Annotated in this window: 14 protein-coding genes and 3 tRNA genes; 9 read left to right on the top strand and 8 right to left on the bottom strand. The window is 34.4% G+C overall.

Annotated elements, in window-relative coordinates; all coding sequences use genetic code 11:
- Positions 1-595: 595 nt before the first annotated feature.
- The 3 genes from KJ849_00705 to KJ849_00695 all read right to left on the bottom strand — a co-directional run bounded on the left by KJ849_00705 (position 596) and on the right by KJ849_00695 (position 875).
- Positions 596-674 (bottom strand) — tRNA-Asp (locus KJ849_00705).
- A gap of 21 nt (positions 675-695) precedes the next feature.
- A tRNA-Val gene (locus KJ849_00700) sits at positions 696-771 on the bottom strand.
- A 15-nt stretch (positions 772-786) separates the two neighbouring features.
- Positions 787-875: transfer RNA gene (locus KJ849_00695), tRNA-Leu, on the bottom strand.
- A 79-nt stretch (positions 876-954) separates the two neighbouring features.
- Between KJ849_00695 and KJ849_00690 the strand changes: the two genes are divergently transcribed.
- The 9 genes from KJ849_00690 (at position 955) to KJ849_00650 (ending at position 9,558) form a co-directional block, all read left to right on the top strand.
- Positions 955-1,170: a hypothetical protein gene (locus KJ849_00690; protein ID MBU2599093.1), complete on the top strand. Its 216-nt coding sequence runs from the start codon at positions 955-957 to the stop codon at positions 1,168-1,170.
- Between the two features lie 2 nt (positions 1,171-1,172).
- Positions 1,173-2,186 carry a UDP-2,4-diacetamido-2,4,6-trideoxy-beta-L-altropyranose hydrolase gene (gene pseG, locus KJ849_00685; protein ID MBU2599092.1) on the top strand — a complete coding sequence of 338 codons (1,014 nt, stop codon included), beginning with the start codon at positions 1,173-1,175 and terminating at the stop codon, positions 2,184-2,186.
- Positions 2,183-2,971 carry an aldolase gene (locus KJ849_00680; protein MBU2599091.1) on the top strand — a complete coding sequence of 263 codons (789 nt, stop codon included), beginning with the start codon at positions 2,183-2,185 and terminating at the stop codon, positions 2,969-2,971. Before pseG ends, KJ849_00680 begins: the two co-directional genes overlap by 4 nt.
- Positions 2,971-5,205, top strand: a complete 2,235-nt coding sequence (locus KJ849_00675) for an alpha-hydroxy-acid oxidizing protein (protein MBU2599090.1) — start codon at positions 2,971-2,973, stop codon at positions 5,203-5,205. Before KJ849_00680 ends, KJ849_00675 begins: the two co-directional genes overlap by 1 nt.
- Positions 5,206-5,335: 130 nt before the next feature.
- A complete protein-coding gene (locus tag KJ849_00670) occupies positions 5,336-7,093 on the top strand; it encodes a DUF115 domain-containing protein (GenBank protein MBU2599089.1) in 1,758 nt (585 codons plus the stop codon).
- 97 nt (positions 7,094-7,190) lie between these two features.
- The gene (locus KJ849_00665) at positions 7,191-8,249 is read left to right on the top strand and encodes an N-acetylneuraminate synthase family protein (protein MBU2599088.1); all 1,059 of its coding nucleotides are present in this window, start codon (positions 7,191-7,193) and stop codon (positions 8,247-8,249) included.
- A gap of 42 nt (positions 8,250-8,291) precedes the next feature.
- Positions 8,292-8,666 carry a flagellar export chaperone FliS gene (gene fliS / locus KJ849_00660; protein ID MBU2599087.1) on the top strand — a complete coding sequence of 125 codons (375 nt, stop codon included), beginning with the start codon at positions 8,292-8,294 and terminating at the stop codon, positions 8,664-8,666.
- A 15-nt stretch (positions 8,667-8,681) separates the two neighbouring features.
- Complete coding sequence (locus KJ849_00655) at positions 8,682-8,909, top strand: hypothetical protein (GenBank protein MBU2599086.1); 228 nt, start codon at positions 8,682-8,684, stop codon at positions 8,907-8,909.
- 109 nt (positions 8,910-9,018) lie between these two features.
- Positions 9,019-9,558: a DUF4416 family protein gene (locus KJ849_00650; GenBank protein MBU2599085.1), complete on the top strand. Its 540-nt coding sequence runs from the start codon at positions 9,019-9,021 to the stop codon at positions 9,556-9,558.
- A 163-nt stretch (positions 9,559-9,721) separates the two neighbouring features.
- On the opposite strand, the gene amrB is transcribed toward KJ849_00650, so the two are convergent.
- The 5 genes from amrB to speD form a co-directional block, all read right to left on the bottom strand.
- Positions 9,722-11,149: an AmmeMemoRadiSam system protein B gene (amrB, locus tag KJ849_00645; GenBank protein MBU2599084.1), complete on the bottom strand. Its 1,428-nt coding sequence runs from the start codon at positions 11,147-11,149 to the stop codon at positions 9,722-9,724.
- Complete coding sequence (locus KJ849_00640; GenBank protein MBU2599083.1) at positions 11,142-11,747, bottom strand: phosphoribosylglycinamide formyltransferase; 606 nt, start codon at positions 11,745-11,747, stop codon at positions 11,142-11,144. Before KJ849_00640 ends, amrB begins: the two co-directional genes overlap by 8 nt.
- A 127-nt stretch (positions 11,748-11,874) precedes the next feature.
- Entirely contained in the window at positions 11,875-14,541 is a 2,667-nt protein-coding gene (gene ppdK, locus KJ849_00635) for a pyruvate, phosphate dikinase (protein ID MBU2599082.1), read from the bottom strand.
- 33 nt (positions 14,542-14,574) lie between these two features.
- On the bottom strand, positions 14,575-15,495 hold the full coding sequence (gene speE, locus KJ849_00630; GenBank protein ID MBU2599081.1) for a polyamine aminopropyltransferase: 921 nt from the start codon (positions 15,493-15,495) through the stop codon (positions 14,575-14,577).
- A gap of 36 nt (positions 15,496-15,531) precedes the next feature.
- On the bottom strand, positions 15,532-15,912 hold the full coding sequence (speD, locus tag KJ849_00625; protein MBU2599080.1) for an adenosylmethionine decarboxylase: 381 nt from the start codon (positions 15,910-15,912) through the stop codon (positions 15,532-15,534).
- Positions 15,913-16,315: the final 403 nt, after the last annotated feature.

Below are 16,315 nucleotides of genomic sequence, written 5' to 3'. Positions count from 1 at the left end.
TATCTCTTTCTCTGTCTCAGATAAAATATCCGTTATTTTATATTCTGGTATATTCAGCCTTTTTTTGATACTATATCTTCGCATCGATTACCTCCTGGTTAGTTGGTTGTAGGAAACTTAACTATACCAGTTTTCTTTGGTAATCGGTGCTTTTTTATTTACTCCTTATCTCTCAACACCTTACAACAATTACTTCACAATAATTACGAATGACCCGTATTTTTCTTTGATTTTTTAGATCAAATGCTTTTTCGGTTAATTCAATAATTTCTTTTTGTTTTTCTATGATCGGTATTTTAATTGTTGTGCTTCTTCAATCAATTTTAATGATTTAACTTGAAATTCATTTGCCTTTATTAAGTTTTTGGTTATTGTATTTTCTGTTTTCTTGTCCTTTAAAAATATTTTTAATGCTTTTATTTTGGGATAAGTGAAATGGATAAATATTGCCCGTAAAAAGATTGTCGACTATGGTAAAAATGAGGAAAGTCTGCTTTTAGCCCGTTCCGCCTTCGGCGGAACAAAAGATAAAAAATTCCAATTTGAAGGGAAAATCGGCTGGTGGCTGTTACTGCAAAACGCTGCTTTTAAGTCTTGGCGGGGTCGACGGGATTTGAACCCGCGATCTTCTGCGTGACAGGCAGATGTGTTAAACCAAGCTACACCACGACCCCGAAATGCAAAATACAAAATTTTGGTGGGCGGAACAGGACTTGAACCTGTGACCCCATGCTTGTAAGGCATGTGCTCTACCAACTGAGCTACCCGCCCAATTTCCTTAATCCCTGGTGCCGGAGGTCGGATTTGAACCGACATGGAAGCAAGCTCCCGCTGGATTTTGAGTCCAGTGCGTCTACCAATTTCACCACTCCGGCAATTTGGTATAACCTTTGATAATTTTAGAGTTGCAAATAACAACAAGAGTAGTATACTTAAGTTTAATGAAGATGTCAAATGGTTTTTTTAATTACAAGATTTGGAATTTGTTTATTAATTTTTCTCTATGGTAAGCTAAAAAATTTTGAGAGATTTGCCTTCCGATTGTTGTATCAAAGACTTTACAAATTAGATAAAATAATTGATCTTAAGGAGATCATCGGACTATTAGAACATGACCAACGGTTAGTTTCAATTAACAGTCACATCAAGCCAAAAGGGGTAAAGAATTAATAATGATAAGGAAAAAAGTTGTATTTAGAGTTGATGGAGGACATAAGATTGGTTTTGGGCACATTATCCGTGCTTTAACCATAGCAAAAAGATTAGCAAAAAAGAGAGAGATATTATTCTTAATAAAAGAAGACGAGTTAGCCATAGAAAAGGTAAGAGAAGAAGGATATGAAGTTTATCTTCTTTCAGATAAATTTGAAATTGTAGATCATTTATCCTGTGAGGTATTTGTCTCGGATATAAGGGATACGTCGGTAGATTTTATGAAGAAAGCCAAAGAGATATCTAAATGCTTAGTCACCTTTGATGATTTAGGCCCAGGAAGGCATTTAGCGGATATCTTAGTTGATGCCAATATCGAGGAAAAGGCTACTCTGGCTGTAAGCAAGGAAAAAAGCAATGTTTCTCTTTGTTTGTATGGAGCAAATTATATTCTCTTAAGAGAGGAGTTTGAGAAACGTCAAAGAAAAAAGATAAAAGAAAATGTAGAACGGATATTAGTGACTATGGGAGGAAGTGATTCTAAAGGGACTACTTTGAAAGTAGTAAGCGCTTTAGAAGAGATGAGCTTAAATTTAGAAGTGATAGTAATTTTAGGGAAAGGTTTTTTCTTGAAAGAGAGATTGCTCGATCTTATTAAAAGATCTTCAGAGAAATATAAAGTGCTTTCTGATGAAAAGGATATCTTTAAGTATATGGAAGGGGCAGATTTAGCTATATCTTCGGCCGGAGTAACGATGTTTGAATTAGCTTGTTGTGGAGTTCCCATGGTGGTAATTCCTTACGATGAGGATCAAGAAAAAAATACTAAGCAGTTTTTAAACCAGAGCTTACTTGTAAACTTAGGAAGTAGTGACTATGTTTCCCAAGAAAAGATTTTTACAGCTGTGAATAATTTAATCAGTAATCTTGAACCTAGGGAAAGAATGAGTAAAGAATTGCAGAGATTTGTGGATGGAAAAGGACTTTTTAAGATAATTGAAGCGATAAAAAATACAAAAAGGAGGAAGTTATGAGCAAAAAAGAAGAAATCTTTTTTTGGTCCCCTGAAGAGTTAAGATTAAGAGAAAAGTTGATAGAATTGAAAGAAGAATATGGTTGTGAATCTCTAAAGTTTGAAACAGAAGCGGAAGGAGCTAGTTTTGAAGAAATTCGTTATTACATGAATTTAGCCTTGGGACAAGTACCTATTATTGTCAAGATTGGAGGGCCTGACGCTCGAAATGACATCAGAGAACTTTCAAAGATTGGTGTTCAAGGATTAATAGCTCCTATGGTTGAATCTCCCTATGGATTAGAAAATTTTGTGACAGCTTTAAAAGAGATGGTAAGCTTAGAGCAGTACCATTACTTATGGAAAGGGATTAATATTGAAACTATTACTACCTATCGACAAATTGAGGCTATTTTTAGTAGCCAGGAAATTTTAGAGATTCAAGGAATAAGTATTGGCAGAAGCGACTTAAGCAAATCAATGAATCTTTCTGTAGACAGCTTGGAAGTGATGGAGATTACCAAAGAGATAACTAAAAAAGCTCAAAAGGTTAACTTGATCGTTTCTGTAGGTGGAGGCATTACTCCAAATAATTCCTTAGTTATTGTGGAAAAGATTAATCCAGAGCGGATTAATACTCGTAATTTAGGATTTAATCTTAAAAGATGTCATTGCATAACTAAGAGTATAAAAAAGGCTTTAGAGTTTGAATTAGCTTTATTGGAACATAAAGCTAAACAAGTCAAAGATCACTATGACTTACTGACTAAGAGAGTAAATACCTTAAAGATGAGGTTGGAAAATTAATGGCTAAGACTATCATGATTATTGGCGGCGGTGTTATGCAAATTCCAGCTATCTTTGTGGCTAAAGAAATGGGGTTGACGGTAATGGTTACTGATTATAACCCCAATGCCTATGGGCTTTCTTTGGCTGATATTCCTTTAGTTATGAGTACTAAGGACATTGAGGGCTCAGTGAGAATGGCTAAAGAAAGTAACCGTGAAGTAAAAATCGATGGGGTGATCACGGTAGGGACTGATGCTTCTATGACTGTAGCGGCAGTAGCTAATGCTTTAAAGTTACCAGGAATTGAATTTGAAGTGGCTGAGAAAGCTACCAGTAAGATTAAGATGAGAGAAGCTTTTTCAAAAAATAATGTTCCTTCTCCTAAATTTTTGCCTTGTTGGAGTATGGGAGATACTTTTTGGGCCGCTAAAGAGATTGGCTTTCCATTGGTCATAAAACCTTCTGATAATATGGGGGCAAGAGGAGTAACTTTAATTAAGGAAAAATCAGAGATTGAATGGGCCTTTCATTTAGCTAAGGAATCATCGCCTTCTGGTGAAATCTTAGTGGAAGAGTATATGGAAGGTCCTGAATTAAGTATTGATGCTTTAGTTTATGATGAAGAGGTTGATTTTTGTGGAATTGCTGATCGGATTATTGACTTTCCTCCTCATTTTGTAGAGTTAGGACATACTTTGCCTTCTTGTTTGCCTAAGGAAACTCAAAAAGCTGCTTGTAAGGTGATGGAACAAGGAATAAAAGCCTTAGGAATAGATATTGGAGCTGCCAAAGGAGATATTAAAATTACAAAAGAAGGTCCTAAGATTGTGGAGTTAGCTGCTCGGTTGAGTGGCGGATTTATGTCGGGATACACCCTTCCCTTGGCTACAGGTTATAATATTATTAAAGCTGCTATTGAGATTGCATTAGGACACAAACCTGCTAAATTTAAGAACATTCTCCGTAGAGTAGCGGTGGAACGAGCCATCATTCCTCATTCAGGAAGGATAGTTTCTATTGAAGGAGTGGGAGAAGCAAGAAAGATAAAAGGAGTAGTCGAAGTAATATTGAATACTCAAGTAGGAGATGCTTTATTACCTGTAATTTCTAACATAGGCAAAGCAGCTAATATAATTACTGTGGCTAAGAGTCGGGAAGAAGCAATTAAAGCTGCCGAAGAAGCCATGAAGTTAATTAAAATCGAAGTAGGACCTTCTCTTGGTTTGGATTGGAGTGAGGTTAAAGCCAGTGCTCGCCAGAAGTTGCATCGAATTTGTCGGGTTTGCGATATTTGCGAAGGAATAAATTGTTCCAGTGGAGTGCCTGGTATGGGTGGGATAGGAAATGGAGAGTCATTCAAAGCTAACATCAACGCTTTGAAGAAATATAAGTTAAATCTCAGCGTTATTCATAATGTCTATGAACCTAATATTAAAATCGATATTTTTGGAGTACAATTAGAGACTCCTATTTTAGTTGCTCCTATTACCGGAACCAACACTAATATGGGAGGAGCTATAGAATCAAAAATTTACACTAAATCTGTAGTAGAGGGTGGCAAAAGGGCTGGAAGCATGGCCATGGTAGGCGATGGAGCTAGCTCTTTTCACTATAGAGAAGAATTGGAGATCATTAAAGAGGCTTTGGGTTGGGGAATACCTATCTTCAAACCTCGTGTCGAACAAGAAGAAATCTTAAAGAGAATAAGAGAGGCTGAAGAACATAATGTTGTAGCCGTGGGCATAGATATCGATGCCGCTACTTTTGTGACTATGATTAATAAAGGCCAGTTAGTAGGTCCCAAGTCTATAGAGCAGTTAAGAGAGCTGATTAAGAGCACTAAACTTCCTTTTATTTTAAAAGGAATTATGACCACAAAAGATGCGGAAGATGCCTGTAAAGCAGGAGCGGTCGCTATTGTAGTTTCTAATCATGGGGGTCGAGTTTTAGATTGTATGCCTGGAGCCTTAGATATCCTTCCTGAAATCGTAGAAGCAGTAGGAAAAAAGATCTTGGTCTTAGTAGATGGAGGAATAAGAAGTGGAGCTGATGTCTTAAAGTGTTTAGCTTTGGGAGCTAAAGCCGTGTTAGTAGGGAGACCTATTGCTATTGGCGCTATTGGTAAACAAGTTCAAGGAGTAGAATACATGATTAATAGATACAGCCGAGAACTTAAAGAAGCTATGATCTTAACAGGATGTTCTTCTTTAGCTGAAATAGATAGAAGAATTATTTATAGATCAACTAATTAATGAAAATTTGACATAAGAGCAAATTAATTTGAGGGCAAACAAGTTTATCTTTTATTGCTCGGCATTATTTCCTATGTCTAGTTTTCGTTAATAACTACTAGATAGATCAACTAATTAAGCATATAATTTCATGAATAAAATTTGCTCCAAGATAGAAGTTATTAACACTTCTTCAGGTAAACCCACCGTTAAGTATAAAGAAGTTTGGCTTCATAGTAAATACGATCCTGAAAAAGAAGCTCAAAGACTGATAAGAGATATTGATTTTAAAAAGATTGACTTATTTATCGTTTTGGGTATTGGTCTTGGGTATCACCTTGAAGAATTATTAAATAATATCTCCCCCGGTAGCTTAATCATTGCTGTTGAAAAAGAAGAAAAAGTTTATCAAGCCTTTTTAAGTATCCGGAAAGAAAGAAATTTTTTAAATTCTTCACCAATAGTCTTAGCTATTAACCAAAGCATAAGCGCTGTAATTAAATTAATTTCGGAAAGATTTTCCTTTATTAAGCAGAAAGGCTTAAGAATTATTGAATATCGCCCTTGCGTTACTCTTAATTTAAGTTACTATCAAGAACTACGAAGGAAGATAGAAGATTTAATTGATTTTAAGGTTACTCAAAGTTTAACTTTAGCTGGTTTTGGAAATATTTGGCAGGAAAATTTATGCAGGAATTTAGAAAAGATTATAGAAAGTCCTGGAGTAATAAAGTTATTTTACCGATTTAACCGTATTCCTGCCTTTATTATTGCCGCTGGTCCTTCTTTAGACAAAAATGCTACTTATCTTAAAAGAGCTAAAAAAAAGGGAATCTTAATTTGCGTTGATACTGCCTTAAAAACATTAGAAAATCTAAGGATAATTCCAGATTTCGTAGTTTGTGTAGACCCTCAAGAAAGAAACTTCAAAAAATTAGAAAACTCAAATCTTGAGAATGTTTTTTTAGTAACGGCTGATATTGCCCATTGGAAAATACCCTTAATCTCAAATGATAGATTTGTCTACCAGACTAATCATCCTTTTTCTAGATGGCTTTCTAAGTTTATTGAGAAAAAAGGAGAAATAGATACTACCGGTGGAAGTGTATCAGCTATCTCCTTGGACTTGGCTATAAAGATGGGGTGTTCTCCTATAATCTTAGTCGGCTTGGATTTGGCCTTTAGCCAAGGCTTCTCTCACGCTAAAGATAGTTATCAAGTAAGTGAGTTGCTAAATCGTCTCAATAAGTTTTATACTTTAGAAATGGCTCAACAAGAGCTCCTGAAAGAAGGACTGGATTTAATAGCAATAAAAGGAAATTACCAAGAAAGAGTATTTTCAAATAAGTTGTTTGATGGGTATCGCAAGTGGATAGAAAATGAGATTGAAGATCTTAAAGGTCATCTTGAGGTAATTAATGCCACCGAAGGTGGAGCTTATATCAAAGGAACTAAGGTTTGTTCTTTGCCAGAAGCGATAGATAAATTCTGCCAAAAAGATTTAAATTTTAATATTTATGAAATCTTAAAGAAAGAAAAAAATAAAGTCAAGAAAGTAGATCAAGAGAGATTAAAGAAGGGAATAGATAATTTAAAAGTTCAAATAAATGATCTGGAACTACTTTGCAGAGAAGGATTGGAATTATATCAGGATCATAGAAAAAAATCCCCAGGAAAAGATCTTTCTTATCAAATTTTAAGCCTAGAAAAGAGTATTTCTAAAAAAGAAGAAGTTTTGTCTATCTTAGAAGTTATCTTTTATGCCCATGCCTTTCATAAGCTCCAAAAGATAAAAAGCATAGAAGATGAAGAAGAATTTTATTTTAACTGGCATTTTATTTGGTATCAAGAACTAATTAACTCTTGTCTTACCTTAAAGAATATGTTAAATTTATATATTAATGGTTGAATGCAAAATAAAAATGAGCTGGTAGTTTTCTCTTTGAACTTTTATAAAAATCTAATATCTAAATGTTTACAAAAACAAAAGCTACCTGAGAGGATTTATGAAGTATAAAATAAAGATTGAAGAAAGGATGATCGGTGATGAAGAGCTGATCTTTATCATAGCTGAAGCAGGAATTAACCATAACGGAGAAATAGAGATGGCTAAGAAATTAATCATAGCAGCTGCTAAAGCAGGAGCTGATGCTGTAAAATTTCAAACCTTCTCCGCGGATAAGCTAGTCTCCAGAAAACTTCGTCCCAAGGCTTATGATTTATTTAAATCTTTATCCTTAAAAAGAGCAGATTACAAGGAATTATTCCATATCGCTAATGAAGAAAGAATTATGTTTTTATCTACTCCTTTTGATGAAGAATCAGCTCGTTTTTTAGCAGAGTTAGGAGTTAAGGCGATGAAAATTGCTTCTGGAGATATAACTAATCTTCCTTTTCTTTCTTATGTAGGTTTATTGTGCCTTCCGGTAATATTATCTACAGGAGCTTCTAATATCACCGAAGTTTCAGAAGCCGTAGAGACTTTGATTTGTTGCCGGGTTGGTCAGTTTTGGAATAATTTAGTGCTTTTGCATTGTGTTTCTTCATACCCAGCACCTCTTTCTGAGCTAAATTTAAATGTCATTGAGAATATGAAGAGAATATTTAATGTTCCGATAGGGTTTTCTGACCATACTACCAATGATTATGTTCCTTTATTAGCCTTAGCCAAGGGTGCTTGTCTCATTGAAAAACATTTTACTCTCGACAAAAATATGAAAGGACCAGACCAAAAACTTTCTTTAGACCCACAAGAGATGGCTCAGATGATTAAGAAGATAAGAGAAGCAGAAAAATGTTTTGGTTCACCGTATAATAAAGAAACTCAGCTTTCAGAAATGGCGATTAGAACCGAAGCAAGAAAAAGTGTTGTTGTCACTCAAGATATAAAAAGTGGAACTATTATCACTAAAGAAATGCTATCTCTTAAAAGACCTGGTATTGGGCTTTCACCTAAATTTATAGATAATGTTGTTGGGAAAGCAGCTCAAAGAGATATTCAAGAAGGTGAAATAATAACCACTGGAATGATTCTTAAGATGTTCAAAGAAAGTTTTAAAGAATAAAGCAACTCTTACCGATAATTTAAATTAGAAAGGAGTTGTTTTATGAACACTGTAATTGATATTAAGAATCAAGGTAGTATGATCCTTTTACTTTATGAAGGAGCTTTAAAATTTTTAGAAAAAGCTAAGGAAGCTCTGACTATTAATGGAAATAATAATAGAAAAAATAATCATGAAGTCGGAGACAACATTATTAAAACTCAGAATATATTAACTGAACTAATGGTTTCCTTAGATATGAGTAAAGGTGAAGTAGCTAATAATTTGTATCGTCTTTATGATTATATGAACCATAGGTTAATTGAAGCTAATGTCAAAAAGGATAGTAACTCAATTGTCGAAGTTTCGGAGATGCTCAGAGAATTAAGAGAGACTTGGGAATTAGCAATAAGAAAGCTTGAAAAGGATTTAAATTAAAGGAGGTAAGATAATATGGAGATTACAAAAAATTTACTAAAAATATACCAAGAATATAATAATATAAACCAGATTAACAAAGACAAAGAAGACAGAAATAAGGTCAAAGATAATGAAAAGAGCCAAGAAGTAATTTCTTTAGCAATATCAAAGGAAGCGATAATTGCTTCTGAAAATGAAAAAGCTTCTCTGGCAGAAGTAAATAACGCTAAGAAAGCTTTTGGGTTATTTAAGCCTTTATAAAAAATTTATAAAAATAATAATAAAAAAGAATAAACTAATCTAAGCAGGCTATTTTAAGCCTGCTTTTTAGTTGGTTAGTCAACAATTAGCTTTATAGCACTTATTAAATATGGGAAAGATTAAAGAAGTATCTTTAGTTAAATTAATTTGTGGGCTTATTTCAAATAAAGTAGAATTATTTGATAAGACAACTTTTGATTTAAGTAGTTATTTTGGAGAAATAGATTACCAAAGCGAGAACTTTTTATTTGATCAGACTAATTATTATGAAGAAGAGATGGGAAAGGATTTATTTCGTCGGTTTATTAGTTTTAAGGAACTTATCAATAGAGAAAGATTAGCTGAAGTTAAAAGGATTACTAATGAAGTAGAGAAATGCTATTCTCAAAATAATAAGCGAATGGTAAACTTAGATCCTGGGTATTTTACTTATAGCAATTTAGTCTTAGCTTCCACCAAGAATTACTTTCACCGGATTTATATAGGAAAAGATATTTTTGCTGAAGTAACTCTTTATTATACTAAAGGTAAGTTTAACTTTCTTCCCTGGACTTATCCAGACTATAAAAAGCAAGAATATTTAGATTCTTTTTTAGAGATAAGGAAGATATATCAGGAACAGATAAAAGAGATAGAAAAACATCATTAGAAATTAAGAATTTAAAATTGATAGAAGATTTATAGAGCTGCCTTATAGCACTTATTAATGAAAATTTGACATAGATAAACTTAATTGAGGGCAAACAAGTTTATCTTTTATTACTCGGTATTATTTCCTATGGCTGGTTTTCGTTAATAACTACTATATTTACTTATTCAGAAAAAGTTTGAGCCGTAAAGGTGTAAATTTCTACTTCTTTATCTTTCCATGCTTTTGGACTAAGGCCTGCTTTTTGACAGGCTTTTTCTAAGAATTCTTCACCGCTCCATTTATTTTCCACTGCTTGGCCAGGTAAAATCAACACTGATTGCCAGTCTTTATTCACATAGAGACCATGAACTCCAACTTCTATTAAATTAGAATCATTTATTTTCTCCATATTAGATAAGACAGAAATTTCAATCTTTATTTCAGGAAGTTCTTCTATCGTTAAAGGTGGATATTTTAGATCTTCAGTCGCTGCTTTTATTACTCCATCTGAGATAGATTGATATAAGGGCTTAAAGGGCAAAACATATCCTAAATATCCACGAGTAGCTTTTCCTTTCTTTATAGTAAGATAGACTCCAAGTTCTTGATTTAAAAAAGGATCTTTTTCTTTAATAGTTTGGAGTCTTTTAAATCTTAAGTATTCTTCCAAGCTTTGCCGAGCAAAAGTTAAGAGCCACTTTTTTGTTTCTTCACTTAATTCCAAGAGATCATAAAGAACTAAGGAGGCATAACCTACCGTCTGATGTTGAATGCCGGTAACTTCTCCTGAGTTAGTATATTTTAAGAGCTTGATTTTATCAGCGCCTAATTTTTGGCAAGTAAGCATGGTCGTTAAAATACTATTACGACTACAAGTTTCAGATTCCTTACTCTTAAATTTAGAGTCTATCTTTTCGATGTTATATTCTTCAAGATGTTTAATAGTCTCTTTGTCCATGAGGGCAGCATCAAAGTAAGAACGAAAATTAGATAAATTAGCACTAGCAATAATTAGAATATTTTGATCTTTAAGGTGCTTTAGAAGAGCTTCTGATAAAGATAGGTAGATATCTTTATCATCATCGCCAATTAAGATAGGAAGTATTTGAAAATTTTGTAACGTTCTCTGCAAGAAAGGAAGTTGAGCTTCTATGGAGTGCTCTTTTGAGTAAGGGTCAGAGTAAAAGGTAATAAATTCATTCTCCATGATTAAAGTCTTAGCTAGTTCAAGATTTACAGGAACTTTTCCTAAGGGGGTAAGATAGTAGTCCTTGGCGTAAATAGAGGCACCTGGAAACTTTAAGTTATGACTTGGACCAATAATAATTACGGTATCAATCTTTTTTCCTTTTAAAGTCCGATAAGCATAAGCAGCTGTTTGCCCAGAAGTCTTATAGTTTCCATGAGAAGTAATAAGTCCTAAAATTTTTCCATAAACAGGTATTTTTTCGCATTTTTTTAAAAAAAATTCTACATCTCGCAAAAGAAGAGAAGTCGACCCAGAATAATATTCATTTTCAAGAGTAGAAGTTTTTGTTTCTTGAGCAGCAGAAAAATTAAAGAAACTAAAGAGAAAGAGAAAAAATAGAAGGTGTCCGATCTTAATCACTAATAGTCACTCTTCTTCTTTGAAGATTTAGTTTCCCTTGAGCAAATAAAGAAATAGCTTGAGGCAAGATTTGATGTTCTTCTCTTAAGATTCTCTCTGATAAAGATTCCGACGTGTCATCTTCTAAGACTTTTACCGGGCTTTGAAGGATGATGGGACCTGTATCGCAACCTTTATCCACAAAATGGACAGTAGCGCCAGTTATCTTTACTCCATATTCTAAGGCTTGCTTTTGACTATCTAACCCTGGAAAAGAAGGCAAAAGAGAAGGATGGATATTAATAATCTTATTAGGGTACGCCGAAAGCAAGGTAGAACTAACTAATTGCCTATATCCAGCTAAGACAACTAAACTTACTTCTCTTTTTTTTAAGTAATCAATAATCTCTTCTTCGTACTCAGCCTTGGCAGGAAAATTTTTTGGATTGATAAAAATGACTGGTAAGTTATGTTTCATAGCTCGCTTTAGAGCCAAAGCATCTTCTTGATCGCTGATTACCCCAGCAATTTTTACCTTCAGCCATCCTTCTTCTATCGCCTCAATGATGGCTTGAAGATTAGATCCTCTTCCAGAAACTAAAACGGCAATGTTTAGCACTTTACCCCCAAGGGTCCATCTTTCAACACCTCACTATAACTAAGCTATAATGAAACATCACCGAAAACCACGGCTCCTCTATACAAAGTTGACTGCTATCACCTGACGGATGAAGTTTACCTAGATTTTAACACTTTGATTTATTTGATCTTATATTAGCGATAGCAGCAGCCAAACGAGCAATAGGAATACGATAAGGAGAGCAACTTACATAATCCATTCCTGCCTGATGACAAAATTCAACAGAGCTTGGATCTCCTCCATGTTCTCCACAGATCCCTACTTTTAAACCAACTCGAGATGTTCTTCCTCTTTCTATACTAAACTTGATCAATTGCCCTACTCCCTCGGTATCAAGATGCTGGAAAGGATCTTTTTCAAAAATCTTGTGATCTATGTAGTAACGGATAAAATTTCCGGCGTCATCGCGGCTAAATCCAAAAGTAGTTTGAGTAAGATCATTAGTGCCATAAGAGAAAAACTCGGCTTCTTGGGCAATTTTATCTGCAGTAAGGGCGGCTCGAGGAACTTCAATCATAGTTCCTACCATATATTCTACAGTCAGATTGTATTTTTCCATAACCTCTTTGGCTACCCGATTAATAATCTCTTTTTGATGAATAAATTCCTTAACTTCTCCTACTAAAGGAACCATTATTTCAGGTAGGACTTTATGACCTTCTTTTATTACTTCACAAGTAGCTTCAAAGATAGCCTTAGCTTGCATCTCTGTAATTTCTGGGTAGGTAATTCCTAATCGACAACCTCGGTGTCCTAACATAGGATTAAATTCATGGAGTTCTTCAACTCTCTTCAAGAGATTTTCTTTCTCAAGTAATTCAGGGTGGCTTGAATCTTTCAGTTTCAAAGTAGCAATTTCTACCATTAGCTCTTCTCGACGCGGCAAAAATTCATGGAGAGGAGGATCTAATAATCTAATCGTGACCGGAAGGCCATCCATAACTTTAAAGATTCCTACAAAATCTTCTCTCTGCATAGGTAAAAGCTCATCCAGATACTTTTTACGTTCTTCTTTTTCGCTAGCTAAGATCATCTTTTGCATGATAGGAATGCGATCCTTTTCAAAGAACATATGTTCAGTTCGGCAAAGACCTATTCCTTCTGCTCCAAAACCCTTAGCTATTTTAGCATCAAAAGGGGTATCAGCATTAGTTCTAATCTTTAATCTTCGATATTCATCTGCCCAAGCCATAATTGTAGTCAAATCTCCACTTAAACTTGGTTTTACCATCGGCACTTGGCCTAAAATTAAGTATCCCTTACTACCCTCTAAAGTAATGTAATCACCTTGAGAAACTTTTATCTCTCCTACGAGAAAATATTTCTCTTCTTCATGCACTTTTATATCACTACAACCGGCAACGCAACATTTGCCCATTCCTCGAGCTACCACTGCCGCATGGCTGGTCATCCCTCCGCGAGCAGTAAGAATGCCCTTAGCGGCATGCATTCCATGAATATCATCAGGGCAAGTTTCTCGACGAACTAAGATAACCTTTTCCCCGGCTTCACTCATCCTTACCGCTTCATCAGCCTCAAAGACTGCTTTTCCGCAAGCTGCTCCAGGAGAGGCAGGTAGTCCTTTTCCAACTACTTCATATTCAGCATTGGGATCTAAGATAGGATGGAGGAGTTGATCTAATTGATGAGGATCAAGGCGAAGAAGAGCTTCTTCTTTAGTAATTGAATTTTCATTGACCATGTCCACAGCAATTTTTAAGGCTGCAAAAGCTGTACGTTTGCCATTTCTAGTTTGAAGCAGATACAGCTTTTCATCTTCAATGGTAAATTCAATATCTTGCATATCACGATATTCTTGTTCTAAGATTGTAGTCACATTAAGAAGTTGTTCGTAAACCCTGGGCATCTGGTTTTTTAAGCCGTTAATGGGATTAGGAGTTCTAATTCCAGCAACTACATCTTCACCTTGAGCATTTAAGAGGTATTCTCCATAAAATTTCTTTTCACCAGTAGAGGGATCGCGAGTAAAAGCTACTCCTGTTCCAGAAAGCTCTCCCATATTGCCAAAGACCATAGCTTGAATATTGACCGCTGTTCCTAAATTGTCTGGAATATTATTTAATTTACGGTAAGTAATAGCTCTAGGATTATTCCAAGACTCGAAGACAGCCTCAATAGCCATTTTAAGTTGAATCATAGGATCTTGAGGAAATTCTATTCCTCTTAAACTTTTTACAGCTTCTTTATACCTAATGACTAAGTCTTTTAAAGAGTTTACTCCTAACTCGGTATCAAATTTTACTTTTTCTTCTTCCTTTTCTTCTTCTAGGATAAACTCAAAATCTTTATGTTCCATACCTAAGACCACACTGCTAAACATAGAGATAAAGCGACGATAACTATCATAAGCTGTTCTCTCGTTATTGATCTTTTTAGCAAAAGCCACTACTGTCTGATCATTTAAGCCAAGATTTAAGATAGTATCCATCATCCCGGGCATGGAAAATTTAGCTCCACTCCGAACAGAAACCAAAAGAGGATTTTCGCTATCTCCCAATTTCTTACCTATTGCTTCTTCTAACTTTCTTAAGTTTTCTAAAATCTCTTCTTCTAATCTATCGGGATAAGCTTTGTTATTTTCACTATAATAAATACAAGCTTCAGTAGTAATAGTAAAACCAGGAGGAACTGGAATGCCAATATTAGTCATTTGAGCTAAGCCAGACCCTTTCCCGCCTATGAGATCCTTCATCAAAGCATTACCTTCTGCTTTTCCATTAGCAAATAAGTAGATATATTTTTTTGTCGACATGGACATTCCTCCTAATTTTTTTTCTATGTTTTTTTATATAGCGTAAACAGGATCATTATCTAAGATTATTCTTTCTGGATTTTTGTTAATTGAATCTCGAAGATATTTAGGTAGAAAAGAGAGTAACTGATGGGTGATTTCATCATAAAACCTTAGATTAGTAATATTTCTTTGCGCTAGCCGTTCTCTTACTATCTCTTCCCTGAGTTTTTCAGGGTGATGCTGGAAAGAAGCCGTAATAAATCCCCAAGAAGTATAATAAGCAAAAGTAAAAGCTTCATAAGTGTGAAGACAAGGAAAGACACTTTGTAGAGTCTTGTAGATAGATAAATAAAGTTTATTCTCCTCAGGATTAGTAGTTCCTGATTGGATTGAGATTATACCATTCTCCTTAATATGGTTTTTAATAATTTGGTAAAATTCCTGAGTAAATAAAAGATAAGCTGGGCTTCCTGCTAATGGTTCAGAAATATCAATAATGATGACATCATAAATTTCCTTTGTTTCTTCAAAATATTTACGAGCATCAGCAAAGATTAATTTAACTCGAGAATCAAAAAAAGAATTTTGATGGATGGTAGGTAGATATTCTTGGCAAAGATTGACTACTTCTTCATCAATATCAATCATTACTACTTCTTTAACACAATTATGTCTTAAGACTTCTCTTAACGTAGCTCCTTCGCCACCTCCAATAATAGCTACTTTTTCAGGGTAAGGATGAGTAATCATCGCTGGATGGACTAAGGCTTCATGGTAAATAAATTCATCAAGTTCTGCTGATTGAACTCGACCATCTAAAACTAAAGCTTTACCATAAGTTTTGAGGTTTAATATTTCTACTCTTTGAAATTTAGTGACTCCATTATAAATAACTTCAGAGAGAGCATGGAAATGTTTACAATCATGACTCGATTCTTCAATAAACCACTTGTAGTTATTATTAATAAGCATCTTTAATATTGAGTTACCTAAAAAAATTTTGACCTTTTAAGGTTTATGCTTTAAATTTTGATTATTAACATTAATAATTCCTCGTTTTACTTCCACTACGGAGGAATTACCGGCTTTTAATTCTTTAATGAGATGCTCAGCCCCTTTTTCTGGCCAAACTTTATCGCCACAAGTAAAGATATCGCAAGCTGCATATCTATATTCAGGCCAAGTATGAATAGAAATATGAGATTCAGCAATAACTACCACGCCACTAACTCCTTGTGGTTCAAACTTTTTTAAGCTAATACTTAATATGGTAGTTCCTGAAACATTTGCTGTTTCGATTAAAATTTCTCTTATTCTTTCTTCATCGTTTAAGATATCATGACTACAATTAAATATTTCCACTAATAAGTGGCGTCCCAAAGCATTCAATTATCGCCCCCCTCCTTTTAAATTAAAAAATAGAGCTAAGTAAAATCTAAATTTAGAGTTTTAATAAAAATCTCCCTGAAAAATACCTGAAAACTCATATTTGAAGCAAAAAATTAACATTTTAGGAGTAAAAGTTTCTTAAAAAGCCAACTTTCTTAATAACTATGCGAGTTTTTAATCATTTTCTCTCTTTATTTTAAAAGTAAGTCTATTATATAAACAACAAAATAAATGTCAATTAAAAATTTAGGTTCTTTCGTAATTTTTGTAACTTACCTCGTCCACGCTTATGTTTATCGCCGCTGGTGCAGGTATAAGCTTTGCATTATACTGCGCCTCAAGCATTTCTTTGTCTATGCGATAGACCGTTTCATCATCAAGGCCAAGGAACCAGCCGGCCTCC

It is taken from the genome of bacterium (assembly GCA_018830565.1).
GTDB lineage: Bacteria > UBA9089 > JAHJRX01 > JAHJRX01 > JAHJRX01 > JAHJRX01.
The sequence above is the reverse complement of the archived record's forward strand: the minus strand, read 5'-3'. Positions and strand labels throughout refer to the sequence as shown.

Bases quoted from the DNA above. Each gene is read 5' to 3' on its own strand.
- KJ849_00690 (MBU2599093.1), top strand. From the start codon at position 955: ATGGTTTTTTTAATTACAAGATTTGGAATTTGTTTATTAATTTTTCTC.
- pseG (MBU2599092.1), top strand. From the start codon at position 1,173: ATGATAAGGAAAAAAGTTGTATTTAGAGTTGATGGAGGACATAAGATT.
- KJ849_00680 (MBU2599091.1), top strand. From the start codon at position 2,183: ATGAGCAAAAAAGAAGAAATCTTTTTTTGGTCCCCTGAAGAGTTAAGA.
- KJ849_00675 (MBU2599090.1), top strand. From the start codon at position 2,971: ATGGCTAAGACTATCATGATTATTGGCGGCGGTGTTATGCAAATTCCA.
- KJ849_00670 (MBU2599089.1), top strand. From the start codon at position 5,336: ATGAATAAAATTTGCTCCAAGATAGAAGTTATTAACACTTCTTCAGGT.
- KJ849_00665 (MBU2599088.1), top strand. From the start codon at position 7,191: ATGAAGTATAAAATAAAGATTGAAGAAAGGATGATCGGTGATGAAGAG.
- fliS (MBU2599087.1), top strand. From the start codon at position 8,292: ATGAACACTGTAATTGATATTAAGAATCAAGGTAGTATGATCCTTTTA.
- KJ849_00655 (MBU2599086.1), top strand. From the start codon at position 8,682: ATGGAGATTACAAAAAATTTACTAAAAATATACCAAGAATATAATAAT.
- KJ849_00650 (MBU2599085.1), top strand. From the start codon at position 9,019: ATGGGAAAGATTAAAGAAGTATCTTTAGTTAAATTAATTTGTGGGCTT.
- ppdK (MBU2599082.1), bottom strand. From the start codon at position 14,541: ATGTCGACAAAAAAATATATCTACTTATTTGCTAATGGAAAAGCAGAA.
- speE (MBU2599081.1), bottom strand. From the start codon at position 15,495: ATGCTTATTAATAATAACTACAAGTGGTTTATTGAAGAATCGAGTCAT.